22 protein-coding genes are annotated in these 25569 nt (G+C 40.1%); 16 read left to right on the forward strand and 6 right to left on the reverse strand.

Going from position 1 to position 25569, the window contains the following annotated elements; all coding sequences use genetic code 11:
* Positions 1-221 precede the first annotated feature (221 nt).
* The 4 genes from CMT41_RS17500 to CMT41_RS17515 all read right to left on the reverse strand — a co-directional run bounded on the left by CMT41_RS17500 (position 222) and on the right by CMT41_RS17515 (position 3031).
* On the reverse strand, positions 222-1247 hold the full coding sequence (locus CMT41_RS17500; protein ID WP_057183672.1) for an IS110 family transposase: 1026 nt from the start codon (positions 1245-1247) through the stop codon (positions 222-224).
* A 121-nt stretch (positions 1248-1368) separates the two neighbouring features.
* Positions 1369-1563: a hypothetical protein gene (locus CMT41_RS17505; RefSeq protein WP_058027987.1), complete on the reverse strand. Its 195-nt coding sequence runs from the start codon at positions 1561-1563 to the stop codon at positions 1369-1371.
* A gap of 457 nt (positions 1564-2020) precedes the next feature.
* Positions 2021-2533, reverse strand: coding sequence for a hypothetical protein (locus CMT41_RS17510; protein WP_058027988.1), 513 nt, complete (start codon positions 2531-2533; stop codon positions 2021-2023).
* A gap of 150 nt (positions 2534-2683) precedes the next feature.
* Complete coding sequence (locus tag CMT41_RS17515) at positions 2684-3031, reverse strand: PDZ domain-containing protein (protein WP_057180803.1); 348 nt, start codon at positions 3029-3031, stop codon at positions 2684-2686.
* Between the two features lie 1043 nt (positions 3032-4074).
* On the opposite strand from CMT41_RS17515, the gene CMT41_RS19815 reads away from it, so the two are divergent.
* The 13 genes from CMT41_RS19815 (at position 4075) to CMT41_RS17580 (ending at position 20447) form a co-directional block, all read left to right on the forward strand.
* A complete protein-coding gene (locus tag CMT41_RS19815) occupies positions 4075-4170 on the forward strand; it encodes a phage integrase N-terminal SAM-like domain-containing protein (protein WP_331456604.1) in 96 nt (31 codons plus the stop codon).
* A gap of 522 nt (positions 4171-4692) precedes the next feature.
* Positions 4693-6177: a xanthine dehydrogenase small subunit gene (xdhA, locus tag CMT41_RS17525; RefSeq protein WP_058027990.1), complete on the forward strand. Its 1485-nt coding sequence runs from the start codon at positions 4693-4695 to the stop codon at positions 6175-6177.
* On the forward strand, positions 6170-8593 hold the full coding sequence (gene xdhB / locus CMT41_RS17530) for a xanthine dehydrogenase molybdopterin binding subunit (protein ID WP_058027991.1): 2424 nt from the start codon (positions 6170-6172) through the stop codon (positions 8591-8593). Before xdhA ends, xdhB begins: the two co-directional genes overlap by 8 nt.
* Positions 8594-8646: 53 nt before the next feature.
* Positions 8647-9543, forward strand: a complete 897-nt coding sequence (gene xdhC / locus CMT41_RS17535) for a xanthine dehydrogenase accessory protein XdhC (RefSeq protein WP_058027992.1) — start codon at positions 8647-8649, stop codon at positions 9541-9543.
* Positions 9544-9829: 286 nt separating this feature from the next.
* Complete coding sequence (gene allB / locus CMT41_RS17540; RefSeq protein WP_058027993.1) at positions 9830-11197, forward strand: allantoinase AllB; 1368 nt, start codon at positions 9830-9832, stop codon at positions 11195-11197.
* A gap of 127 nt (positions 11198-11324) precedes the next feature.
* On the forward strand, positions 11325-12392 hold the full coding sequence (gene alc, locus CMT41_RS17545) for an allantoicase (RefSeq protein ID WP_057183228.1): 1068 nt from the start codon (positions 11325-11327) through the stop codon (positions 12390-12392).
* A gap of 91 nt (positions 12393-12483) precedes the next feature.
* On the forward strand, positions 12484-13005 hold the full coding sequence (gene uraD / locus CMT41_RS17550; RefSeq protein WP_058027994.1) for a 2-oxo-4-hydroxy-4-carboxy-5-ureidoimidazoline decarboxylase: 522 nt from the start codon (positions 12484-12486) through the stop codon (positions 13003-13005).
* A 63-nt stretch (positions 13006-13068) separates the two neighbouring features.
* Positions 13069-13410 (forward strand): hydroxyisourate hydrolase, encoded by a 342-nt coding sequence (gene uraH, locus CMT41_RS17555; RefSeq protein ID WP_057183231.1) that lies wholly within the window; start codon positions 13069-13071, stop codon positions 13408-13410.
* A gap of 85 nt (positions 13411-13495) precedes the next feature.
* Positions 13496-14005 carry an ureidoglycolate lyase gene (locus tag CMT41_RS17560; protein WP_057183233.1) on the forward strand — a complete coding sequence of 170 codons (510 nt, stop codon included), beginning with the start codon at positions 13496-13498 and terminating at the stop codon, positions 14003-14005.
* Between the two features lie 116 nt (positions 14006-14121).
* The gene (gene guaD / locus CMT41_RS17565) at positions 14122-15459 is read left to right on the forward strand and encodes a guanine deaminase (RefSeq protein ID WP_058027995.1); all 1338 of its coding nucleotides are present in this window, start codon (positions 14122-14124) and stop codon (positions 15457-15459) included.
* A 327-nt stretch (positions 15460-15786) separates the two neighbouring features.
* A complete protein-coding gene (locus tag CMT41_RS17570) occupies positions 15787-16977 on the forward strand; it encodes a urate hydroxylase PuuD (protein WP_058027996.1) in 1191 nt (396 codons plus the stop codon).
* Between the two features lie 63 nt (positions 16978-17040).
* A complete protein-coding gene (locus tag CMT41_RS17575; protein ID WP_058027997.1) occupies positions 17041-19236 on the forward strand; it encodes a malate synthase G in 2196 nt (731 codons plus the stop codon).
* Positions 19237-19823: 587 nt separating this feature from the next.
* Complete coding sequence (locus CMT41_RS17580) at positions 19824-20447, forward strand: TetR/AcrR family transcriptional regulator (protein ID WP_058027998.1); 624 nt, start codon at positions 19824-19826, stop codon at positions 20445-20447.
* 97 nt (positions 20448-20544) lie between these two features.
* Here the strand turns inward: CMT41_RS17580 and CMT41_RS17585 are convergent, their stop codons facing one another.
* Complete coding sequence (locus CMT41_RS17585; protein WP_057183246.1) at positions 20545-21015, reverse strand: hotdog fold domain-containing protein; 471 nt, start codon at positions 21013-21015, stop codon at positions 20545-20547.
* A 401-nt stretch (positions 21016-21416) separates the two neighbouring features.
* Positions 21417-22538 (reverse strand): pyridoxal-phosphate-dependent aminotransferase family protein, encoded by a 1122-nt coding sequence (locus CMT41_RS17590; protein ID WP_057183247.1) that lies wholly within the window; start codon positions 22536-22538, stop codon positions 21417-21419.
* Between the two features lie 199 nt (positions 22539-22737).
* Between CMT41_RS17590 and CMT41_RS17595 the strand changes: the two genes are divergently transcribed.
* The 3 genes from CMT41_RS17595 (at position 22738) to CMT41_RS17605 (ending at position 25161) form a co-directional block, all read left to right on the forward strand.
* Positions 22738-23553, forward strand: a complete 816-nt coding sequence (locus CMT41_RS17595) for a hypothetical protein (protein ID WP_057183249.1) — start codon at positions 22738-22740, stop codon at positions 23551-23553.
* Between the two features lie 92 nt (positions 23554-23645).
* Positions 23646-23864 (forward strand): hypothetical protein, encoded by a 219-nt coding sequence (locus tag CMT41_RS17600; RefSeq protein WP_057183250.1) that lies wholly within the window; start codon positions 23646-23648, stop codon positions 23862-23864.
* 49 nt (positions 23865-23913) lie between these two features.
* Positions 23914-25161 carry a malic enzyme-like NAD(P)-binding protein gene (locus CMT41_RS17605; protein WP_057183252.1) on the forward strand — a complete coding sequence of 416 codons (1248 nt, stop codon included), beginning with the start codon at positions 23914-23916 and terminating at the stop codon, positions 25159-25161.
* The last annotated feature ends 408 nt before the right edge of the window (positions 25162-25569 follow it).

Raw genomic sequence — 25569 nt, forward strand, 5'->3', positions numbered from 1 at the left:
TTGTGTAATTTGCAAGTTCACGTATATTCGGTTTCTAATGGGGAGCTACCCCGAACCTTAATGGCTTAATCCACTTACAAAGCTCCTTAACGAAATAAAGGTATTTAAGTACCGTCGTTCCTCACAGGTTTGGCCTCGCGTGCGTTGATACACTTTACATTATTACTTTACGATTGCTTTTACTCGGCTTACATTAGTTATTTTTTATCATTTATCTTAAGCTACACAGCTACGGGCTCTCGATAAACTTCACCACTGCTCAAAATAGCCCATGCCATTCTAACCAGCTTATTGGCGTAAGCAACCGCTGTTTTGTTTAAATGATTCTTCAATAGTTGCTTTCTTATCCAACAACTCAATCCATCTTGCTTGTCTTTAATCCGACTAACAACTGAACGTGCGCCATGAATAAGTAATGAACGTAAACACCTATCACCTCTTTTTGTTATCCCTAACAACTTATTATTTCCACCCGTTCCTGAATGTGCAGGAACCACACCAACACTTGCGCTGGCATCACGCCCACATTTATAAGCTGAGCCATCACCCAATCTTGCGTAAAGTGCACTGGCTATTATCCAAGCAACTCCTGGCAACGCAATCAATCGTGTGCAAACAGGCACTTCCTTAGCTCTAGCAACTAATCTATTCGTTGCCTCTTCAACCTGACTATCTAATAACAAAAGCTGATCAAGTAAATTCCTTAAAATGAATCGACTAGACGTCGTCAATTCATTCTCTGCATCTTCAAGAAAACACGGTAAATGTTTACGTATTTTAGCAATACCTTGAGGGATTTTAACACCATATTCAAGACCTAAACCTCTTGCTCTATTCGCTGTTTGGGTACGTTGTTTTACATAACCTTGCCGTAATTTAAGTAAACTCGCTAAGTCTTGCTGATCAAGGCTTTTTACTTGAACAAAATAAGTATTAGGTCGTTTTATTGACTCATAAATAGCTAATGCATCGTTCGCATCATTTTTATTGCCTGTGCGGTACTTAGCGGCAATATGAGCGGGAACAAGTAAGACTTTATGGCCGCGTTGTTGAAAGTGACGCCCCCAATAATGAGCGGTTCCGCAAGCTTCCATGCAAATTAATGCTTCTGGATGCAGGGCAATAAACTGAACCATTTTAGCTTGGCTCATTTTATTATTGGATTTTAAAATACCGTATTTATTAAATAAGGCAACTTGAAAAACAGTTTTAGCTAAATCGATACTGATAGTGGTAATATTTTGCATGGTATTGGCTCCGTTTGGATTGGCGTCTTCACCTTAGCCTATTAGGTCAAAGGTGAGGAGTCCATACCATTGAAAACAACCAACTGTTATTTGTCCTGATTGATTTGCTTGTTAGCAGTATTTACGATATTGAGTCGTTGTTGACCCGTCCACCTATAATACTTGCTGAAACTGCACACCATACAGCTGAAACCATTCCCATTAACGCAGGAGTAGATTCTATTGCTGATGACATGTGAAGACCGAATAATGTTCCTAATAGCCCAACTGATAAGCCAGCAATAGCAAAGGATTGATTCTGTAATTGAATTTTCATGTAACACTCCATGTTTTGATAAATGATTATACTGCTAACGCCCAAATAACGGGCTAAGTAATACTTGCTACAATGTGAAACGAAGTGGAACCGAGCAAGTGTTACGTGTCCCAGTTGATTTGCTTGTTAGTTGCAACACACTTTCACCAAATACAACAATAACTTAAACGCACCGTAATGAAAATACCAAACCGTGAATTTGAGCCATTACACTCACTATTTAGAGTGAATAGTTACGCTAATACACCTTTCAGAAACGTGATGAAAGTGACTAACTTATTCGCGGTAAAGCACCAAACAGTGAATTGGTGAAACTGAATTATTTAGCACTTAGACGATCTTTTTTATTAGCCAACTAACGCCTTGCTAAGAGGCTAAAACGGTTGGCTTGCTTTTTTGCGGTACTTTGCAAAAAACGAGCTAACTGTTTTAGTCCTTTTGAGCAACTTGTTAGGCTTTAACCATGAGCAGCAGAAGAACGACTGGAACCTTCTTGAACACAAGCTTTAAAGTTACCCATTGATATTTCTTTAGCATGCAACTCTATACCACCTGAGTTCTTATATGTTGTATAGTCTTTATTTGGCATTTTGGTAGAAATATACCATGCATTACCATCAATATTACTTTCGCAGGAACCAGGAAATGTTATTGTCCAAGTATGTCGAAGAAAACACTTTTTACTAGTTTGTATGTAAGTATCTTCGGTTTTTACAGTGTCATCTTTAGAGCCAAAAATTTGCGTAATTGTAACTTCGGTAGAAGGACCATCTATGCCCCCTGCGTGTTTGTTTATAAACAGGTTCCAGCCACTTTTCAATTTACTGTTTTCAATAATAAAAGCATCACACTTTTTGATCCCATAGTCATGAAATTTCTTCAACAGCAATTGATTATCATTTGCGTAAGCAGGTAGCGCTGATATAAAAGAACTCGACAAAACCACCGCTAATATTGATCTAATTTTCACTTTTTATTCCTTATTGTTGACATGATTGATTATAAATTTAATAAGCCTAACGCCGTTTTAAGCGGTAAATTGCAGTTGGCTAAAATAAGTGAGGCACGAACAAAAAGCCAACTGTAATTTGTCCGACTTGAAAACACTTGTTAGGCTTACTTAACCCACTGTAATTACGATATTTACAATTTCACCTTTATTATTTTCTATAACAAAATGAAGTTCTGTACCTGAGTCTGATTTTAAATAAGCTTTTGCTTTTGATGCAGAGCATCCAGGTATATCACAACCTTCGACAGATAAAACTTTGTCGCCAACCTTTAACCCAGCTTGTTCTGCTGGGGAATTAGCAAGCACTTTTTTAACCATTAGCTCGTCAATTTCAGGCGAAAAGAAGCCACTTGCGGTGTAACCCCAAGTAACTCCCATTTTTATTTTTTTATCAGCAAATGAATTTGATGATAAAAGTACGAGTAAAAATAAAATTATGATTTTTTGATATTGCATGATACTTCCTTGTGAGCCTAACGCCCAAATAACGGGCTAAGTAATACTTGCTACAATGTGAAACGAAGTGGAACCGAGCAAGTGTTACGTGTCCCAGTTGATTTGCTTGTTAGTTGCAACACACTTTCACCAAGTACAACAATAACTTAAACGCACCGTAATGAAAATACCAAACCGTGAATTTGAGCCATTACACTCACTATTTAGAGCGAATAGTTACGCTAATACACCTTTCAGAACGTAATAAAAGTGACTAACTTATTCGCGGTAAAGTACCAAACAATGAATTGGTGAAACTGAATTATTTAGCACTTAGAAGCTTTTTTTTATTAGCCAACTAACGCCCTGTTAACAGGCAATAAAATAGTTGGTTAAAATAGGCGACGAAGGAGCAAAAACCAACTGTTTTTTGTCCTTGTTGAACAGCTTGTTAGGCTACATTTTCACCATTAGATCAGGAGAGTACACTGACCAATACACTACTATATCAAATACAAAAACAATAAAGACAGTAAACATTGCTAGCCGTTTTTTAGAATAAAATAGTGATATTGACATTAAAATTAAACTGATAACAGGAAGTAGCCAAAACCACATAAAATGCTTGAAGATAAAAATTGAATATTCTGTCTGTATAATACCGAAGCTTTTCCATGTTTGAAGGAATTGTTCCGCCATCCCACTATGTAACCCATACAGAAAGATACTTTGATGAGTGATCAAAGCTAAAACGATAAGAATAAAAAATACTTTTTTGAGCACGGTACGAATCCTTTCTTGTAGCCTAACAGCTTAATAGAGAGAATAATTCCGTGTTTAAACACGGACTTTTTCCTTCTATCATGATATTTAATTCATACTAAAATACTCTCTTTAATATTTAATATCAAAGACTTTAATAAAACTTTAACTTTTTCATTATTACGTGCATTACGGAAATATTCCGTCTATCAAAGACACATTTACAATTCCAGCTATACTGTATACAAACACAGCCATTAAATATTTATTTTTACTATGTCTGAATCGTTTTTTTAAATAGCATAGGTGAATTTTTGAACACACGTAGATTTGCTAAAAGGACTATTCAAACTTACATTTATTGGATCAAGCGATATATTATTTTCAACCAAATATAACAGACACCCACTAAATGGAAATAATGAGTGGCCTCAACTATGCTCGAATAACCATCAATTAAATTTATATTGAGAGTTATTATGGCGACGGCAAGATTTTACTAAATTAATTTGAATACCTTCTTCGTCACCATAATACTCAAAGTTAAACTCTGCCCAATGTAAATCTATAACGCTGATTTATTAATTATTTTGAGTGGGTGTCTGGTGTTTTATCCAACTTAATTTCACATAGTGAAAATCGCTACTAAACGTAGTGGCTAACAAAACGGCCTGAACAAAAGCATTTTTTTATCCAACGGAACTTGGTTGAAAGCGCTGTATTGCAAAGAATTCATTGCTAAAAAGCAACTATTTATCGCCATTTTAAAAAGTAAAAGACAAGCATAAGTTCACCTGTACCAATAACACAGTAACAAAAAAATCAAACCTGACACTTGTGTCAACTATTCATTCTGCTATAGTAAAATCATACGAATATTCAAATCGACACTAAAAATCAAAATTAAAGCGGAAAGAATAATGGTAGAAAATACAATAAAATTCCTGTTAAACAATAAGCTAGTAAATATTGAAAACCTAGATCCTAATACCACAGTTTTACAATACTTACGTGAAGAACAATTTAAATCTGGCACAAAAGAAGGTTGTGCTTCAGGTGATTGTGGTGCTTGTACCGTAGTTCTAGCCGAGCTTGATACTGAGAATAGCGGGCAACTTAAATATAAATCAATTAACTCATGCATCACCTTTGTCGGTAACTTACATGGCAAGCAATTAATTACCGTTGAAGACTTGAAAGACGGCGCTAAATTACATCATGCCCAACAAACTCTAGTTGATAACCACGGTTCACAATGTGGTTTTTGTACACCAGGTTTTGTTATGTCTTCCTTTGCTTTACATAAGCACAACAAGACGCCAAATCGGGCCGAGGTACTTGCAGCCTTAGCCGGTAATTTATGTCGTTGTACCGGTTACCGTTCAATTATTGCCGCTGCCATGACCTCGAGTGAAGCTGTTGCCGAAGATTCATTTGCTCAGCACTACCAAGAAACTGTGGCCGCACTGAGCGAATTAGAAAAATTACCAACACCTGCTTTAACGGGTAATGGTCATAATTTTATCGCGCCAAAAAATATCGATGAATTAGCCACTGCCTTAATCAATGAGCCTAAATCTACCTTAGTTGCTGGTGGTACCGATTTGGCACTTGCGGTTACGCAAAATTTAGCAATAATCGATAAGCTTGTTTACCTTGGTAATGTGGCCGAATTAACCACTATCAAGGAAACAGACACTGAAATAATTATTGGTGCAGCACTACCTTATAGTGACTTCATTGATACCTTACATCACTACTACCCTGAATTGGGTGAGATGATTGAACGTATTGGTGCTAAGCAAGTACGTAACACCGGAACTTTAGGTGGTAATATTGGTAACGCTTCACCCATTGGTGATATGCCGCCAGCGCTGATTGCTTTAGGCGCGACCATGACACTCCATGTTAATGGTCAAGAGCGTACTATCCTAGTTGAAGACTATTTTGTTGATTACAAGAAAACCGTACTTAAAACCTCTGAATTTATTAAATCTATTCAAATTCCAAAACCTACCGCGGGCCAAACCTTAAAGATTTATAAGATTTCTAAGCGTATTGATGACGATATTTCTGCGGTATTAGCTGCATTTTTTATCGAACAAGAAGTCGATGGCAAGGGTCAGAAAATTATTAATATCCGTTTAGCTTTTGGTGGTATGGCGGCTATTCCTAAACGTGCACCTGCTGCTGAAGCTGTATTACAAGGTAATAGTTTAAGCAAAGAATTAGTAGCGCAAGCAAAAGCAGCGTTAGCGACCGACTTCCAACCCATGTCTGATGTTCGTGCTTCGGATAAGTACCGCATGACAGTGGCGCAAAACCTTATTGAGAAATGCTATTTAGAGCTACAAAGCGCCAATGCAAGAGCAGTTATTGAAACACGAGTGGTAAATTATGCGTAGCCTTATTAATGTAGAAAAGTTTGCTGTAAAGAAAGCCGATACCCTAAAAACACAAAGCAATACCAATAAAAGCCTTATTGATGGACAAAAAAATGTTGGCTTAGGTGGCGTAGGTCGCTCGAAAAAGCATGATAGTGCTGATAAACACGTCGCCGGTGAAGCTATTTATGTTGATGACCGTCCATCACTGCGTGGTGAACTACATGCGGCAGTTGGGCAATCGGCTTATGCACATGCCAATATAATTTCTATGGACTTATCAGCCGTTAAAGCTGCGACAGGTGTTATCTCAGTCATTACTGTTGAAGATGTACCTGGACATACCGATATCGGTCCAGTATTTCCTGGTGACCCAGTACTTGCTATAGGTAAAGTTGAATTTATCGGACAGCCACTTTTTGCCGTGGCAGCAACAAGCTTCGATTTAGCCAGACGCGCAGTTAAATTAGCAAAAATTGACTATGAAGAACTTGAAGCGGTACTAACGGTAAAAGATGCGCTAGCAAAACAAAACTTTGTCCGGCCACCGTTTACCATGAAACGTGGCGACTCTGATGCGGCCATTAAGGGTGCTACCCATCAATTATCGGGTGAAATCAACGTTGGTGGTCAAGAGCATTTCTATTTAGAAGGTCAAGTATCAACCGCCGAGCCAACTGAAGATGGCGGCATGAATATTTTCACCTCGTCACAACATCCCAGTGAAGTACAAAAATTAGTGGCTGAAGTTTTAGCTATTCCACTAAACAAAGTTTTAGTTGATATGCGCCGTATGGGTGGTGGTTTTGGTGGTAAAGAAACCCAAGCAGCTCAATGGGCTTGTATTGCGGCCTTACTTGCCAATGAAACTAAACGCCCAGTTAAATTTAAATTAGCTCGAATGGACGATATGATCATGACAGGTAAACGTCATCCATTTGAAAATAATTACACCGTTGGTTTTGATGCTCAGGGTCAAATCAAAGGTATTAACATCGAAGTTAATGGTAATTGTGGTTACTCACCCGATTTATCAGATGCCATTGTTGATAGAGCTATGTTCCACTCAGACAATGCTTACTACTTAGACCAAGCAACCATTACCGGTAATCGTTGTAAATTAAACACAGTGTCACACACTGCTTATCGTGGTTTTGGTGGCCCTCAAGGCATGATGACCATTGAAATGATTATGGATGATATCGCCCGTCATCTTGGTAAAGATCCCTTAGAAATTCGTAAAATTAATTTATATGGTAAGGATGATCGTAACGTAACCCACTATCATCAGACCGTTGAGCATAACAATTTAAGCGAGATCATTGATTCGTTAGAGACCAGCTCTGATTATCAAGCCCGTCGCCAAGCGATTACCGAGTTTAACGCCAATAACACTATATTAAAGAAAGGACTGTCATTAACGCCGGTTAAATTTGGTATTTCATTCACGGTACAGCATTTGAACCAAGCCGGTGCACTGGTCCATATTTACACCGACGGTACCATTCACTTAAGCCATGGCGGCACTGAAATGGGTCAAGGTTTGAATATTAAAGTGGCGCAAATTGTTGCCGAAGAATTTCAAGTTGATGTTGATACTATAGCCATATCTTCGGCCCGTACCGATAAGGTACCAAACTCATCACCAACCGCAGCCTCTTCAGGTACTGACTTAAATGGTAAAGCGGCACAAGCGGCGGCTAAAACCATCAAACAACGTCTAATTGATTTTGCTTGTGAGAAATATCAAGTCGAAGCAGAACAAGTTCACTTTGAAAATAGTAATGTTATTGTTGGTGAACAAAGCTTTAGCTTTGCTGAATTTACACAACTTGCTTATATGGGCCGTGTTTCCTTATCGTCTACTGGTTTCTATAAAACCCCTAAAATTCATTTTGACCGTGCTACCGGTAAAGGGCGTCCGTTCTTCTATTACGCCACGGGTGCTGCGGTATCAGAAGTTATCATTGATACCTTAACCGGGGAATATAAAACCTTACGTACCGATATCTTACAAGATGTCGGTCACTCCATTAACCCCGCTATTGATATTGGCCAAATTGAAGGCGCATTTATTCAAGGCATGGGCTGGTTAACCACGGAAGAATTAGTGTGGAATGAGCAAGGTCGGTTACTTTCTAACAACCCAGCGACCTACAAAATACCCGCAATTAATGATACCCCTGCAGATTTCAGAGTGGCATTAGTACCTGACGCACCAAATCGGGAACATACTATCTACAATTCAAAAGCCGTAGGTGAACCACCATTTATGCTGGCTATTTCAGTTTGGGCCGCACTTAAAGATGCCATCTCAAGTATAAATGATTACAAAACTAGCCCAGCACTCGACACCCCCGCAACACCAGAGCGCGTCTTGTTTGCTGTTGCAGCGGTTAAAGCATCTCAAGCACAAGCAGCTGCTGCGGCGAAGTAATTCGCCCTGTGAACCTGTAATAGCTATAGCTAGGAATAAATAGGAATATCATCATGAAAATAAATTGGACCGGTGCAGTACACCAACTAAACAAACAAGGCAAAGCCTATGTTGTCGCGACAATTGTCGGGGTAACCGGTTCAACGCCACGTAATAGTGGCACCAAAATGGTGATAACCAATGACGATATTTTTGACACTATTGGTGGTGGTCACCTTGAACATAAGGTGATTAAACATGCCCATCAACTGTTAACGTCCGGTGAGGCTTGTCAACAACTAGAACATTTTCAATTGGGTGCTCAACTAGGCCAATGTTGCGGTGGTGATGCCAGCGTATTATTTGAATGTTTTAGCGCCAGTGGTGCCAATATCATCTTATTTGGTGCCGGTCATGTTGGTAAAGCCCTTATCCCTATCTTAGCGGGTTTGCCTTGTAGTATTACTTGGGTGGATAACCGCGCGGAGCAGTTTCCTGATGATATCGATAGTTACGGCAATGTCACTGCTGTTATTAGTGAAAACCCGGCGGAAGAAGTGGCGGCTATGCCGACAAACAGCTACTACATAGTGATGACACACAACCATCAGCTTGATTTTGACATTAGTCATAATATTTTAAAACGCGCTGATTTTAGTTATTTAGGTTTAATAGCCTCGGCTACCAAATGGCGTCGTTTTCAACAAAGGTTTCAACACCGAGATATTGAAAAGAGCTTAGTCGAAAAAATGAATTGCCCTATTGGCTTAGCACAAGTGCAAGGGAAATTACCCATGGAAGTAGCGGTATCAGTGGCGGGTGAAATAATTGAGCTTTATCAAGCACAATTGACTGCCAATGCCATCGCCAACCCCAGCGCCAATAAACAAAAAAATGCCAAGCCACAAAGCTCAAAAAAAGGTATTGCTTGGCAAGAGCTGAAAAGTTTAATCAACGAAGAAGTTAACTAATTAGCTCTTGCCAATCAGTTAGCAAAGAAAACTTAAAGGCTATGGCTATTCGATCAGTAACCTCGAAGATACGCTACATGGATGTAGTTTATTAGACAATGCAGACGGTACAGGAAGTACCTTATACGGATAATGCAGGAGCAATTATCCTGAGCATATTGTCCTGACGTTTATCATGAGCTTCTGAGTAAACTGCATAGAGATAAATAAAGATATGCTCGCACATATTTAGCAATAAAAACACATGCCACACGTTCACGTTTATCAAATTTAGAGGAGAAGCAAGGTGTCCCATTTTGCCCTGCAAAGTAAAAAAGTAATTGTCCATGCTGGTGAAAAAAGCGAAATGATCGCGGCCTGCATCGAAATTAAAGATCAATTAATCCATGCCATTCACCCCTATGGCCAAGCCCTTACTTGTCCAATCACGGATGTCGGCGAACAAGTGATCATGCCGGGTTTGGTCGACTCTCATGTGCATATCAATGAACCTGGCCGTACCGAGTGGGAAGGTTTTAATACCGCGACACAAGCTGCGGCAGCCGGTGGTATTACTACTTTAGTTGATATGCCACTTAACTGTATTCCGGTAACAACGACCAAAGCAGCCTTTGAAGAGAAGCTTGCCGCAGTGCATGACAAACTTTGGGTTGATTGTGGTTTTTGGGGTGGCGTTATTCCTAGCAATATCGATGACCTTGATGACTTACTTACCGCCGGTGTTTTAGGGGTTAAATCTTTCTTAATAGATTCAGGTATTGCCGATTTTCCACCGGTGGAAGCCAAGGACATGCTGGCGGCTATGCCTATCTTAGCCAAACATGATGTGCCTTACCTTATCCATGCCGAACTAGATTGTGGTGGTTTTCATGATGTTGAAATAACCAAAGAATATAACTCTTTCTTAGCGTCGCGGCCAAAAAGCTGGGAAAACGATGCTATCTCGTTAATGGTAGAGATGGCGCGTGCATCTAAAAAAGCCGGTGATAACTGTAAAATTCACATTGTGCATTTATCTTCTGCTGAAGCCCTTGCAACCATTGCTCAAGCAAAAGCAGAAGGTTTACGCTTTAGCGCAGAGACTTGTCCACATTATTTAACGCTGGCGGCAGAAAACATTCCTGATGGCAAAACCTTGTTTAAATGTTGTCCTCCTATTCGCGAAAATAAAAACAGAGAACATTTATGGCAGGCCGTTACCGATGGTCGTATTAGCTTTATCGTTTCAGATCATTCGCCTTGTACCCCGCAGTTAAAACATATTGATACCGGTGATATTGAAAAAGCTTGGGGCGGTATTTCAGCATTGCAATTTGGTTTACCCCTAATTTGGACTGAAGCCAAAGATCGTGGTTTCACCCTAGTTGATTTAGCCCGTTTAATGTCGCACGAAACCGCTAAGTTTGCGGGTTTAGATAAAATAAAAGGCCAAATTTCAGTGGGTCATCATGCGGACATATTGGTCTTTGATGACACAGCAAGTTTTGTTATCAGCAATGACATGATCAAACACAAACACAAAATTACCCCCTATGTCGGCCGCAAAGTAAATGGCCAAATAATGCAAACCTTTGTTCGTGGCCAGCAAGTTTACTGTAATGACCAATTTATCAACACGCCTATTGGCAAGCCGTTACTTAAAGGTCAGCTGTAAGCTGCTATCGCCAATGGCGAGAACAAACAAATAACTAAGAAAAATAATTAAAAAAACAAGAAGTCACGCACCTTTGCTACGCCGATAACCAGGCTGAGCAAACCTAGCGTTTACAGGAGATAAAGTAATGATTGAAGATTGGTTAGCACAAAATAAATTATCGGCAGAAGATGCGACTTTAGAACAAAAATTAAAAAATCAATATGTTGATTTAGCCAGCGAACGTGTTGGTGGCGAAACATTGTCTTGTAGTGATGATTTTTTTGCCGAAATGGAAAACTTATTAAAAGTAGGTCGTGGTATTTTTATCGAAGATAAGTTTACTGAACGTGGTAAATGGATGGACGGTTGGGAATCACGCAGAAGTTATGGCCGTAATAATGGTCGTGATTCTGACTGGTGTATTATCCGCTTAGGCATCAGTGGTGTTATTCGCGCCTTTGATATCGACACTAACTACTTCCGTGGTAACGCGCCAGAGAAAGTTTCGGTAGAAGCCTGTGTGAGTGAAGTTCAACCAAATGAAGATACGGTTTGGCAGACTATTTTAACCGCTACCGACGTTAAAGCCCATAGCCAAAACCTGTTTGTGCTCGACTCTGAAAAAAAACTCAATAATACTGCTTTTACCCATGTGCGTTTAACCATGTTTCCTGATGGTGGTATTGCCCGTTTCCGTGTTTATGGTGAAGCAGAGGTAAACTGGAATGACTTTGTTGACGGTGAACTCATTGACTTAGCGTCGATTAAAAACGGAGCAAAAGCGTTATTAGTCAGCGATATGTTTTTCAGTGATAAAAACAATCTAATCATGCCTGGCCGTGGCGCCAACATGGGTGATGGTTGGGAAACTAAACGTCGTCGTGATCCCGGTCCAGATTGGTCAATTGTTAAACTTGCCGCTACCGGTACAGTAAATAAAGTCATCATAGATACTTGTCATTTTAAAGGTAACTTCCCTGATACCTTTATGCTTGAAGGTTGTATCAGTGATAGCGATGATTTCACCGCAGGCGCAGCACCGGTAACGTGGACCGAAATTATTCCAAGCACTAAATTATATGCTCATAGGGAACATCTATTCACTAAAGAAATCGTAGTGGCAAAAGATCAGCCTTTCACTCACGTACGTTTAAGTATCTTCCCTGATGGTGGTATTTCTCGCATGCGTGTTTTTGGTAAGCGCCAAGGTTAGTTAACAAAAACTAGGGTTAAGCTTTGAACTCCTTAGCCCGAGCTGCAATTGATTAACGGTATTTACTAGAAAGCGATTAAAGGAAACGAAAATGTTATTAAACGATTTAAACCAATTACCAGTAGCAGATGCTAAGCATAGGTTTATGCAATGCTGTACTGCAAGTACTTGGGTAAACAACATGGTTGCGGCTCGCCCCTTTGCTAATACGCCAGCGATAAAAAAAGCTGCTGATGATGCTTGGTTAGGTTTAACTGAGCAAGATTATTTTGAAGCTTTTGAAGGTCATCCAAAAATTGGTGATGTCAGTAGTCTGCGTGCTAAGTATGCCAATACCAAAGAATTGGCCGGTAACGAGCAAGGTTTAGTGAAAGAAGCTAACGACGCTGTGCTGGACGTGCTGGCGCAAGGTAATACTGATTACCAAGCAAAATTCGGCTTTATCTTTATTGTGTGTGCAACGGGTAAAAGTGCTAAACAAATGTCTGATTTATTGCAAGCACGCCTGCCAAATAACAGAGCTCAAGAGCTTGTTAATGCTGCTGAAGAGCAAAGAAAAATATTTCAACTACGCATTACTAAGGCCTTCGGAAAATCATTAGCTGAAGACTAAGCCACTGAACCCGTTAATAAAAGTTTTAAGGCTATTTATTTTAAGGATTTTTAAGGAAAGAATATGAGTCAAATTACTACCCACATATTGGATACTACCCGTGGTTTACCTGCACAAAATGTACCTATTACTTTGTTTGCTCAAGACGGCGAAAGCTGGCAAGAGATAAACGGCGGAGTTACCAACGCTGACGGTCGTTTACCGGGTTTATTAGCTGCTGATGAAAAATTACCAGCAGGTGTTTACCGCATGCATTTTGCCACCGCGGTATATTTTAAAGCGAATAACGAAACAGGGTTTTACCCCTACGTTGATATCGTTTTTGAAATAGATGCCAGCGGTACTCATTATCATATTCCATTATTGCTAACCGCCTATGGTTACTCTACTTACCGTGGTAGCTAATTTCTATTTAACCAATAGATAACAACAGTTTCACGCCAGTAGAAAAATATTAACCGCTAACATTACCAGTAACAGAGAGATTAAGATGACCAGTAAAATCATTAATGTTATACCCCAAGAATTAACGGCAGCAAACTTTGCCGCTTTTGGGGATGTTATTTCAGTGTCCGAAAGTGCTGAACATTTCGCCATTAATGATGGCCACACCATGCGTTATCATAATCTTGCTGACGTTGACGTTGCTGAGCAAGCGGGTAAAACCTTACTTAATATTTTTCGTTCCACCCCGCTGGCTTTTCCTTTACCAGTCAAAATGATGGAACGCCATCCTTTAGGCAGTCAAGCATTTATCCCTATGGGCAATCATCCTTATGTGGTTGTCGTTGCACCAAAGGGTGAGCTTGATACTGCTGCTATTAAAGTATTTTTAGCCCGCTCAGACCAGGGGGTAAATTACCATAAAGGTACTTGGCATCACTTTTGTTTAGCACTTAATGAGGTCAGTGATTTCCTCGTGGTTGATCGCGGCGGCGAAGGCGATAACTGCGATGTAGAAAAGCTCGACGGCTCGCTCGTTATCACCCTTGCAGAATAATCAAAAATTTGATTCAAATTGATGAATCGAATGATAAACAATCAATTAATTTAGTGCAGCTAGTATAAATAGCAGCACAAATACATAGCAATAACATAAGTAATAGGTTTACCAATATGTCTCACAGTACTTCAAACACTCCTTCCACTAGTGAAGTAACAAGCACAGCTACCAAAGCGTTTCGCGGGGAGATACTGCATTTTTTAGCCGACCCAGCAAAAGTCGCGGAAGAAGAGAGTTATCAATACTTTGAAGATGGACTTTTGCTAATAAAAAATGGCTTAGTGGTCGCCGTAGGTAACGCCACTGATTTATTGGCAACATTACCCGTAGGCCTTGAAGTCACTCAATATGACAATGGCTTAATCATGCCAGGCTTTATCGATACCCATGTACATTACCCACAAACGGAAATGATCGCCTCCTATGGTGCACAATTACTTGAGTGGCTAGAAAACTATACCTTCCCTGAAGAAAAACAATTCTCCGATTTCGAACATGGTAAACGTGTCGCTGAGTTTTTCTTAACACAATTATTAGACGCGGGTACTACCACAGCTTTAGTGTTCGGTACTGTCCATAAAGAATCCGTAGATGCTTTTTTCACTATCGCCCAACAGAAAAAATTACGCATGATTTGCGGTAAAGTTTTGATGAATCAAAATTGCCCAGAGGACCTGCAAGATACCACAGCATCAGGCTATACCGACAGCAAGGCGTTAATTGAGAAATGGCATAACACCGACAGATTACAATATGCGATCACTCCACGTTTTGCACCCACCTGTTCAACGGAACAATTGCACAAAGCCGGTGAGTTATTAAAAGAATATCCAGGTGTTTATTTACATACTCATTTATCAGAAAACAAAAATGAAATTGCTTGGGTAAGCGAATTATTCCCCGACAGTGACGGTTACCTTGATGTGTATGATAAGAGCAATTTATTAGGCCGACGTAGTATTTTTGCTCACGGCGTACACTTACACGACCATGAATGTCAGCGTTTAAGTGAGACTAACTCTGCCATTGCTTTTTGCCCCACTTCCAACTTATTTTTAGGCAGTGGTTGTTTCAACCTAAAACAAGCGGAAGAATTTGATGTGAATGTTGGTTTAGGCACAGACATTGGCGCTGGCACTAGCTTTTCAATGTTAACGACATTAAACGAAGCCTATAAAACCCAGCAATTACGTGGCGATAAGTTAAGCCCGTTTAAATCATTCTACCTAGCCACCTTAGGCGGCGCGGTTGCTTTAGATTTAGAGGGGACTATTGGTAACTTTACTAAAGGCGCTGAAGCTGATTTTATCGTACTTGATTACCAAGCAACGCCACTAATGGCAAGACGTATTGCCCGTTGCAAAACCTTAACCGAAAAACTATTCGTCTTGAGCATACTTGGTGATGACAGACATGTTAAAGCCACCCATATCATGGGAGAAAAAGTTTAATCAACAAATTATTTAATAGTTGAAATCTGCGAATACAGCATCAGAAGTACTCATTTATAGTTATAAATTCCGTGCTTCTTCTTTGTACTCAAAAACTTCAATCATCAACTAATTCACTAATGGTAGATTAAAACGCTTCACTTACTAAAGGCTAAGCAGCTAATAAAAATACCAGTACTACATATAACAGACGGTTGCCTAGCTGGGTCTAAGGCAACATCGCTTAAGAAAGCTAATGTTTAATGAAATTATTAAACAACGTAATTAGCTAGTTAATCATAAAATTATAAAACTTTTACCTTGGGTAAAAGTACAAAAGGAAAGACTATGGACCCGTATATTACTGAGTGGTTAAATTTAATCATTCGCTTCGCACATTTGGTCGTTGGTATCGCTTGGATCGGTGCCTCATTTTATTTTGTTTGGTTAGATAACCATCTGGAAAAACCACCCGAGTGGAAAGCAGAAAAAGGCATTTCCGGTGACCTTTGGGCTATTCATGGTGGTGGCTTTTATGAAATTGCTAAATACAAACTTGCGCCACCAAAAATCCCCACCACATTGCATTGGTTTAAGTGGGAAGCTTATACCACCTGGATCACAGGTTTCTTATTATTATCACTGATGTTTTATGTGGGCGCTGAGTCTTACTTAATTGACCCACGGGTGAAAGATTTAACACAATGGCAAGCGATTGGCTTAGGTATAGGCGCTATTGTTATCGGTGTCGGTAGTTATGAATTATTAGTAAGAACAAAACTTAAAGATCACGGCTTAGTATTAGCACTTATTTTGTTCATTATTGCTACCGCTTTATCTTACGGTTTAACACAAGTATTTAGTGCTCGTGGTGCTTATATGCATATGGGCGCTATCTTAGGTACCATCATGGCTGGCAACGTATTTTTTGGCATCATGCCATCACAACGTGCCCTAGTAAAAGCGGTAGAAGATGGCGTTACTCCTGATTCAAAGTATGGCTTAAATGCTAAATTACGCTCTACTCACAACACTTATATCACCTTGCCGGTGTTATTTATTATGATTTCAAATCATTATCCCATCACATATAACCACAGTGCTAACTGGTTAATATTGATGGTAATCATAGTAATCACCGCCGCGGTGCGTCAGTATTTTGTCTTACGTCACGTTGGCAAGCATAAGCCGCTAATATTGGTTGCTACCATTGTTGCCACTGTGGTACTTGCCTATTTAATTGCCCCTAAAACGGTGGAGTTATCAGCAGAGCAAAAGCAGCAAGTTATTAGCCCGGTGCAAGTTCAAAAAATTATTGCCGACCGTTGTGCGGCCTGCCATTCAGTAACACCCACCGATGATGTTTTCACCAGCCCTCAAGGTGGCGTTATTTTCACAGATATCGCTTCTATCAAACAATGGGCGCCAAGAATTGAAGCACGGGTTATTAACTCAAAAGACATGCCCTTTATGAATAAAACCAAGATGACTGACCAAGAGCGCTTAACCTTGTCACTGTGGTTATCCCAAATAAAGTAAGTTTGCATAAACGTATCTACATGGCTATTAAAGCAAGATAAAGACCAAGAAAAAGGATAAGAAATGCAGAAAACAACAATCAAACACGGTTATCAGGTGGCAGGCTGTTTATTTAATTTAGTCAATCATGAAGTGTTACCTGGCCTTAATATTAAGGCCGAGCACTTTTGGGATGCTGTGGCCGAGGTTTTAACTGAGTTTACCCCGCGTAATCAACAGCTATTAGCCACCAGAGCTAGCTTGCAAGCACAAATTGATGTTTGGCATAGTGACTCGGCCAACCAGCCTTTTAACCAAGAGCGCTATGAGTTGTTTTTAAAGGAAATAGGCTATCTGCTAGAAGAAAAAGCTGATTTCACGATTTCCACCAAAAATGTTGATGATGAGGTTGCCCGCATTGCGGGTCCGCAACTTGTTGTGCCCTTAATGAATGCCAGATTTGCCCTAAATGCGGCTAATGCTAGATGGGGCAGTTTATATGATGCTTTATATGGTACCGATGTTATTGGTGATGATAATGGTGCCCAACAAAGCAAAGACTTCAACCCTGTTCGCGGCCGTAGAGTACAGGCCTACGCGCGTAGGTTTTTAGACGAGACTTTACCGTTAACCTCTGGCAGCCATATTGATGCGGTGCTTTACCATATCATCAATAAAAATTTCACCGTGACCTTGTTCTCCGGTGAACAAGTTCAGTTACAAGATAGCGAGCAATTTGTTGGCTACAATGGCGCAACCGATGCACCAACGGAACTACTCTGTCGACATAACGGTTTACACATTGAAATCCAAATCGATAAAGACAATATTGTTGGTAAAACAGATGCCGCGTTTGTGAAAGATGTGGTGTTAGAATCCGCCTTAACTACGATTCAAGACTGCGAAGACTCCATTGCCGCGGTTGATGCCATGGATAAAACTGCGGTTTATCGTAATTGGTTAGGTTTAATGAAAGGTGATCTTGCTGAGATTATTCAAAAAGGCAATAAAACCATCACCCGCACCCTGAACCCTGACCGAAGCTACTTATCACCAAACCGAGAAAAGATTTCTCTCTCGGGTAGAAGCTTGCAATTTATCCGCAATGTCGGCCATTTAATGACCACAGATGCTATTGTCAACAAAAATGGCGACAAGGTACCTGAAGGTATTGTTGATGGCCTTATCACCAGCTTAATTTCATTGCATGACTTAAACGGCAATTCTAAATTTAAAAACTCTCAGCAAGGCAGTATTTATATAGTCAAACCGAAAATGCATGGCCCTGAAGAAGTAAAATTCAGTCATGATTTATTTAGCGCTATCGAGCGTCATTTAGGTTTAGCGGAAAATACCATTAAAATGGGTATTATGGATGAGGAACGTCGTACCTCAGCCAATTTAAAGGAATGTATTCGCGCGGCACAAACTCGTGTCGCCTTTATCAACACCGGCTTTTTAGATCGTACCGGTGATGAAATACATACCAGTATGCTCGCTGGAGCTATGGCTCAGAAAGAATTGATGAAAGATGAGCCCTGGATCAAGGCTTATGAATTGAGAAATGTCAGAATTGGTTTGCAAGCAGGTTTTCAAGGCAAAGCGCAAATAGGTAAAGGCATGTGGGCAATACCTGAGCAAATGTCAGCCATGGTAAACAGCAAAATTGCTCACCCACTATCAGGAGCAAATTGTGCTTGGGTACCTTCACCTACCGCAGCCACTTTACACGTAATGCATTATCACAAAGTGAATGTGCAAGCCGTACAAAATGCTATGCAAGCGGAGTTTGCCTTACCTGGGGCTATCGATGATTTAACCGATTTATTGACTATTCCTTTACTGAAAAACCAAGCTGAATTATCAGCAGCGGCGATTCAAAAAGAATTAGACAATAACATTCAAGGGCTACTGGGTTATGTTGTCCGTTGGGTCAATCAAGGTATTGGTTGCTCAAAAGTACCTGATATTGATAATGTTGCCCGTATGGAAGATAGAGCGACGTTAAGAATATCGAGCCAGCATATCTGTAATTGGCTTCATCATGGTGTTATTAGTGAAAGCCAAGTGCATGAGTCCTTGCAACGTATGGCACCCATTGTTGATCAGCAAAATTCTGCTGATGATGGCTATATCGCCATGTCGAGTGACCTTGAAAATAGCATTGCTTTTAAAGCAGCTGGAGAACTTATTTTTCAGGGCAAAGAGCAAGCCAGTGGTTATACTGAGCCGTTATTACATAAAAGACGTCTGGAAGTAAAAGCTGAGCATTTATCTTAATCGTTGAACTGTTAAAGCTGAACATTACCAATATTTGGTGACAGCCAATACTTTCAAAGAAGGTAATTGAACACCAAACAAGCAAAATGCGCCGAACCTGCGTGGTAAAACCCTGAAATGATTGAAAGTGCACAGGTGTTTTCATCAGGGATGATGAAAAAGCGGCGTTGTACAAGGACGTACATTAACGCGACTCCTCGAAGCACTTGATTGAATGAAAGATTAGGCTTTACTCGCAGCGCTGGGAGAGTCCAGAGAGGGTTCGGCGATAGCCCTCTCTGGGTGTAGTCGCCACCGCGACGCGAAAGAAATTAAGAATATAGCTGATTTTAAAGGCTGTAATATATCAAATCATACATAGTAAGGGCTTAAAATGCGCTAGCAGTGCTCCACGCCTCTATTACACAATCACCAGTTAGCACACTCGTCATGACAGCCATGAGCAATCACCAGTGATAGCCAATTACTCGCTATATTTCCCATTTACTGCAATTAATTATTCCATTTGTCATAAAGCGATGGCTGTCAGTTAAAACTTGTTATAAAGTTATTCACTCTACTATGAAGAATGAAGTTATGAGGTATTTGTGTCGGTAAAAAAAGAATCTGTCGGACAAGTTCGCCAAAAGAATGTCGCACTTATTTTAACGGCGGCTAAAACAGAGTTTGTTACCCACGGTTTTAAAGGCGCCTCTATTAAGCGAATTGCCGAACGAGCAAATATTCCCCGAGCGAACATTCATTATTATTTCAATGATAAAACCGAGCTTTATCAGCAATTACTCAGCGAGATTATTGTCAGCTGGAATACTAGCTTTGATACCTTAAGTGTTGATGATGATCCTAAAACGATTCTTACCGCCTATATTCATGAGAAAGTAATGCATGCCAAGCATGATCCTGACGGCTCAAAAATATTTGCCAGTGAAGTGATTCATGGTGCGCCCATTCTTAAAGACTATTTGCATACCGAATTCAAACAATGGTTAGATGAAAAAATTTCCGTAATAGAAACCTGGATAGAAAAAGGCCAAATAGACGCCATTAACCCTTATCATTTGTTATTCCTTATTTGGAGTTCTACCCAGCATTATGCTGATTTTAATGTGCAAGTATTAGCCGGTCTTGGTAAAGAAACGATGAACGATGCTGATTTTGATGAGGTCATCCATTCACTGACCACGATTATATTAAAAGGCTGTGGCTTATAGCCTAAGCTAAGTAATGGCGATGGGGATGGCAATTGTACTGTGCCCGTTTAGCGGGCAAGTCGCAGACTTTTATGCACTTTGTTAATTCGAACAATGCTCAGACTGTTGGCTTTTCAGATATCCACAGTTTAATATGCCCCTTAACCACGACAATATTATTTTCATCATAGGCGGTGATGTTAACGAGCATATCACCAGGCTGCCAGTCTTCTTGCTTTACGTTTGCTACACATCGAATATCACTACCCGCTTTGGCCGTATAAGCAACCGTCATTCCTTTTGGGATCCAGCGAAGATGCTTGGGAATTGAAGCTTCTGCCATGACGCCCATTGCCATTTCTAAACCATTACAAATAGCTATCACATGCACTGTTTTTATATGGTTAAAGACCTTTTTCTTTTTTTTGATTAGACAGGTGCATTGGTTCGGCACTAGTTCTGAAATCTTAGGATTAATCGTGGCGAAGTAAGGTGCGACACGACTGACGATAATTGAGAATATTTTTTTGCCAAAAGGGTACTTTTCAAGTTTTTGATATATCGATAATGTTTTATTAGTCTGCTTCATAATGGAGTGTTACAAGGGTAGGTTAATAACAGGGCTAATTTATCATTAGATAAACGTCTCCACAAACAATTATTGATGGTCTTGAATAACACCTTGGTGAATTAGCTTTAGCTGATAAATATTAACCCCATAGACGGTAAAATCTCTCCTTCAAGGCTGCATTCGAAATAAAACAGTCTTTCACCGGTAATAAATAGCAGTCTATTGGCTTTTATCATCTAAAAAAACCTTGTATAAATGCCGCAGCGACTATTCCTATGCCACAGGATGAAAAAATTAGCCAAAGATTTACCAGAAACGGCGCTTTAGATTTCATCATGCAAAAAAAAAGACCACCAAAAGGTGGTCTTTTTTCATCAATAAAACTATTTATTGAGTTTTATTACGTTTTTAATAAGCCCTTATTGATTCAAGGCATCTTTTAAGGCCGTTAAACATAAGGCCACATTTTCACTTTTAGCGGTATGTCCCATCAAACCAATGCGCCATGCTTTACCGGCAAAAGCTCCTAAACCAGCACCGATTTCCAAGTTATAATGCTCTAGTAAGTAGTTTCTTACTTTAGCATCATCCGCACCGTCAGGAATATAGATAGCATTGAGCTGAGGTAAGCGCTCTTCTTCAGGTACGATAAACTCAATACCTAATTCTTTCAGACCCTTAGCTAGTACTTGGTGTTGTGCTCTATGACGCGCCCAGCTATTTTCTAGACCTTCTTCATGTAGTATGATTAACGCTTCATGTAGTGCATATAAAGAGTTTACCGGCGCGGTATGATGGTAAGTACGTTTACCTTTACCAGACCAATAACCCATGACTAACGTTTGGTCTAAGAACCAGCTTTGTATTTTAGTCTTACGGTTTTGTACCACTGCTACCGCTTTAGGACTGAATGAAATAGGTGACATACCCGGCACACAAGATATACACTTCTGCGTCCCAGAATAGATAGCGTCAATACCCCACTCATCCACTCTAAGCTCAATACCACCCAATGACGTCACCGCATCGACAATAGTTAAACAACCATGTTCCTGAGCCATTTGACAGAGAGTTTTAGCGTCTGACACTGCACCTGTTGAGGTTTCAGCATGAACAAAAGCTAAGAACTTGGCATCAGGGTGGTCGTGCAATGCGGCTTTCACCTTATGTGTTTCCACAGCTCGTCCCCAAGGAGAGTCAACAACTACGGCCTCGGCACCAAGTCTGATAACATTTTCAATCATACGGTCACCAAAAACACCATTGCGACAAACAATGACCTTATCGCCCGGTTCTACTAAGTTTACAAAACAGGCTTCCATGCCGGCAGAGCCCGGCGCTGATAAGGCAATAGTGAATTCATTCTTGGTTTGAAAAGCATATTGCAGCAAGGTCTTAACTTCATCCATCATATTGATAAATAAAGGGTCAAGATGACCTATAGTTGGTCTAGACAGTGCTGAACGTACTCGCGCACTTACATCGGAAGGGCCAGGGCCCATTAAAATTCTTTCTGGTGGATTGAATGATTTAAACGTCATAATTGCTTTACCTTCTATTTTAGTTTTAATTTTTAGTTGTGTTTATAAAACAACCTGATGTATCTTAGTTAATCGCAACCTGACACATGTGTCAAGTTACGATAAAGAGTGAAATATATACATCTTGAAAAAAATTAAAACAAAAATTAATATGACTATTAAATAAATAAATAAAAATAAATTACCTAAGAGAGACACTATGAAAATTTCAGCATCACTTACCGCCCTTGCATTAACAGCCGCATTAAATGCGCCAATGGCATCAGCAGAAATATGGAGCAATACCGAAATTCAAATTCAAGCAGGTGGTGAATTTGAAAGTGCCGGTGCCCCAGGGCAATCAACGGGAACGATTACTACCTTCCAACATGCGGGTGGCTGGGAATACGGCGATAACTTCTTTTTCATCGACCACTCACAGTATTCAGGTAAAAATGGCGCTCCTGATTCAGCCGAATTTTACGGCGAATGGTATTCACACTTTAGCTTAGGTGCTCTGACGGGTAGTGACTTATCTTTTGGTCCAGTGAAAGATATTGGCTTAGTGGCTGGCTTTAACTACGCACCCGAAGTAGACAGCTCTTGGGTATTACCTGGTATGCGTTTATCGTTAGACCTACCTGGCTTTGCTTTTGCCCAATTCGACATTACCGCATTTATCCATGCCAGTGGCGCAGACGTAAACTCTGGCGGTTTTGGTATTATTGATGAAGATACCAGTTTTATGGTCGATTTTTCGTGGGCTTATCCCTTTAAAATTGGTTCAACGAGCTGGAGTATTGAAGGTCATTTAGAGTATATCGACGGACGTACACAAACACATACCTTCGGCACTACCGAGCTAGAATCTTGGATTCTATTTCAACCACAAGTTCGCTTAGATGTTGGTGAATTAATTGGTACGCCATCTAACCGCTTATTCGCCGGTATTGAATACCAATACTGGAAAAACAAGTTAGGTGCTAAAGGTGTTGATGACAATACCGTGCAATTCTTAGCAGTATGGCGTTTCTAAGCAAATAAGTTGATTTCGTCTTTTATTTAAAAATAAGCCGCTTTATTGCTAGGTATTAAAAAATAGCAATAAAGCTTTTACGAGGAGGCACTATGAAGACAGAAAGTAGCGAATATAAACTTTTTCATCGAAGTGGTCTCAGTGCCTTTTGGCCGCTTTTTACCGATAACGTAACCAATGTTATTGCCTTAAGTGCTATCTGTATATTTGTTTTTAATCTGCCCACTGAAATTGTCTTTGGCCGTATCGTACCCAGTGCAGCTATTGCTATCTTTGCACTCTGCATAGGCCGCACCCAACCGGTATGTTGAATACCGCCCATATACCTTTAATCTTAAAACTATAAAAAGTAGGTCACACATGTCTGATTTTAAACAAGCAGCTCTGGATTATCACGCCTTGCCCACCCCAGGTAAAATTGCCGTTGCCATCACTACCCCCGCCGAAACCAGTGCCGATTTGTCGCTAGCGTATAGCCCAGGTGTTGCCGAGCCTTGCCGAGAAATTGCCAAGAACCCTGACGATGTTTACAAATATACCGGTAAGGGCAATACCGTTGCCGTTATTTCAAATGGTACCGCTGTACTTGGCCTAGGAAATCTAGGACCAATGGCGTCAAAACCAGTAATGGAAGGTAAAGCGTTATTATTTAAACGTTTTGCCGATATTAACTCCTTCGATATCGAAGTAACCCATAAAACTACCGAAGAGTTTATCAATACAGTTGCCTGTATTGCTGATAGCTTTGGTGGTATTAATTTAGAAGATATCAAAGCACCTGAGTGTTTTATCATTGAAAAAGCACTGAAAGAGCGTTGTAAAATCCCGGTATTTCATGATGATCAACACGGTACCGCTATCGTGACGTCTGCCGCCATGCTTAATGCCTTAGAAATTCAAAATAAAAAAATCGAACACGCAAATATCGTCTGTTTAGGTGCCGGCGCTGCCGCGATTGCCTGTATGGAACTGCTCATTCAATGTGGCGCAATGCGTGAAAAGATATATATGCTCGACACTAAAGGGGTAATTCATACCCGCCGTAGTGATTTATCTGAATATAAAACACGTTTCGCTAATAACACCGACAAAAGAACCTTAGATGATGTGATTGAAGGCGCTGATGTTTTCCTTGGTGTTTCTGGTCCTAACTTACTTAGCCCTGAGCAGGTAAAGAAAATGGCTGATAATCCGATAATATTTGCTTGCTCTAACCCAGATCCTGAAATTAAACCTGAGCTAGCACACGCAGTTAGAAGTGATTTAATTATGGCGACAGGTCGTTCTGATTACCCGAACCAAGTAAACAACGTCCTTTGTTTCCCGTTTATTTTCCGTGGTGCCTTAGATGTACGCGCCAGCACAATTAATAATGAAATGAAATTAGCAGCGGTTCATGCTATTAGAGAGCTAGCCAAACAAGATGTACCGGAAAGCGTGTTAAAAGCCAGTGGTGAAAAGGAATTATCCTTTGGTAAAGGTTATATTATCCCTCGCCCTATGGACCCAAGGTTATGTAAAAACGTCGCCTTTGCTGTGGCTAAAGCCGCAGTAGACTCAGGCGTTGCTGCCCTGCCTTTACCCGATAATTATATGAATGACACTTAATTCATAGCTTAGTAAGTAACTATTCACTTATTGTCAGTAATAGTTACGTACTAATTTAGGAAGAACATATAACAGGGCATTTCCTATGGTAGCTTATATCTAATCTGACCGTCGATTTTGAACTGTGCGATATGCCGTTCCACCGTTGACTAATAAGGCTCACTTAGTGCGCTTAGCGGAAGCTAGCAACTCGTTAATCCAAACGTCCTCTTTACCGCTCAAAGCTGCCATTGACTTTCCAACACTTGATGTATTTGAGCCTAAAACAGATCTTTTATTTCTATGGAAAGGCTGACGCTGACGGGCAATTTTTTACCGACAAGTTTTGTCTTCTTAAATTGTTTTAAATAAAAAACTAAACTGTAGGCTGATATATGCAACTTTCTATATCCCTAAATTAAACTAGAC

It is taken from the genome of Colwellia sp. MT41 (assembly GCF_001444365.1).
GTDB lineage: Bacteria > Pseudomonadota > Gammaproteobacteria > Enterobacterales > Alteromonadaceae > Colwellia > Colwellia marinimaniae.

What these genes read in the sequence shown, in the direction of transcription:
- CMT41_RS17500 (WP_057183672.1), bottom strand. Translation starts at nt 1,247, where the DNA reads ATGCAAAATATTACCACTATCAGTATCGATTTAGCTAAAACTGTTTTT.
- CMT41_RS17505 (WP_058027987.1), bottom strand. Translation starts at nt 1,563, where the DNA reads ATGAAAATTCAATTACAGAATCAATCCTTTGCTATTGCTGGCTTATCA.
- CMT41_RS17515 (WP_057180803.1), bottom strand. Translation starts at nt 3,031, where the DNA reads ATGCAATATCAAAAAATCATAATTTTATTTTTACTCGTACTTTTATCA.
- xdhA (WP_058027990.1), top strand. Translation starts at nt 4,693, where the DNA reads ATGGTAGAAAATACAATAAAATTCCTGTTAAACAATAAGCTAGTAAAT.
- xdhB (WP_058027991.1), top strand. Translation starts at nt 6,170, where the DNA reads ATGCGTAGCCTTATTAATGTAGAAAAGTTTGCTGTAAAGAAAGCCGAT.
- xdhC (WP_058027992.1), top strand. Translation starts at nt 8,647, where the DNA reads ATGAAAATAAATTGGACCGGTGCAGTACACCAACTAAACAAACAAGGC.
- alc (WP_057183228.1), top strand. Translation starts at nt 11,325, where the DNA reads ATGATTGAAGATTGGTTAGCACAAAATAAATTATCGGCAGAAGATGCG.
- uraD (WP_058027994.1), top strand. Translation starts at nt 12,484, where the DNA reads ATGTTATTAAACGATTTAAACCAATTACCAGTAGCAGATGCTAAGCAT.
- uraH (WP_057183231.1), top strand. Translation starts at nt 13,069, where the DNA reads ATGAGTCAAATTACTACCCACATATTGGATACTACCCGTGGTTTACCT.
- CMT41_RS17560 (WP_057183233.1), top strand. Translation starts at nt 13,496, where the DNA reads ATGACCAGTAAAATCATTAATGTTATACCCCAAGAATTAACGGCAGCA.
- guaD (WP_058027995.1), top strand. Translation starts at nt 14,122, where the DNA reads ATGTCTCACAGTACTTCAAACACTCCTTCCACTAGTGAAGTAACAAGC.
- CMT41_RS17570 (WP_058027996.1), top strand. Translation starts at nt 15,787, where the DNA reads ATGGACCCGTATATTACTGAGTGGTTAAATTTAATCATTCGCTTCGCA.
- CMT41_RS17575 (WP_058027997.1), top strand. Translation starts at nt 17,041, where the DNA reads ATGCAGAAAACAACAATCAAACACGGTTATCAGGTGGCAGGCTGTTTA.
- CMT41_RS17585 (WP_057183246.1), bottom strand. Translation starts at nt 21,015, where the DNA reads ATGAAGCAGACTAATAAAACATTATCGATATATCAAAAACTTGAAAAG.
- CMT41_RS17590 (WP_057183247.1), bottom strand. Translation starts at nt 22,538, where the DNA reads ATGACGTTTAAATCATTCAATCCACCAGAAAGAATTTTAATGGGCCCT.
- CMT41_RS17595 (WP_057183249.1), top strand. Translation starts at nt 22,738, where the DNA reads ATGAAAATTTCAGCATCACTTACCGCCCTTGCATTAACAGCCGCATTA.
- CMT41_RS17600 (WP_057183250.1), top strand. Translation starts at nt 23,646, where the DNA reads ATGAAGACAGAAAGTAGCGAATATAAACTTTTTCATCGAAGTGGTCTC.
- CMT41_RS17605 (WP_057183252.1), top strand. Translation starts at nt 23,914, where the DNA reads ATGTCTGATTTTAAACAAGCAGCTCTGGATTATCACGCCTTGCCCACC.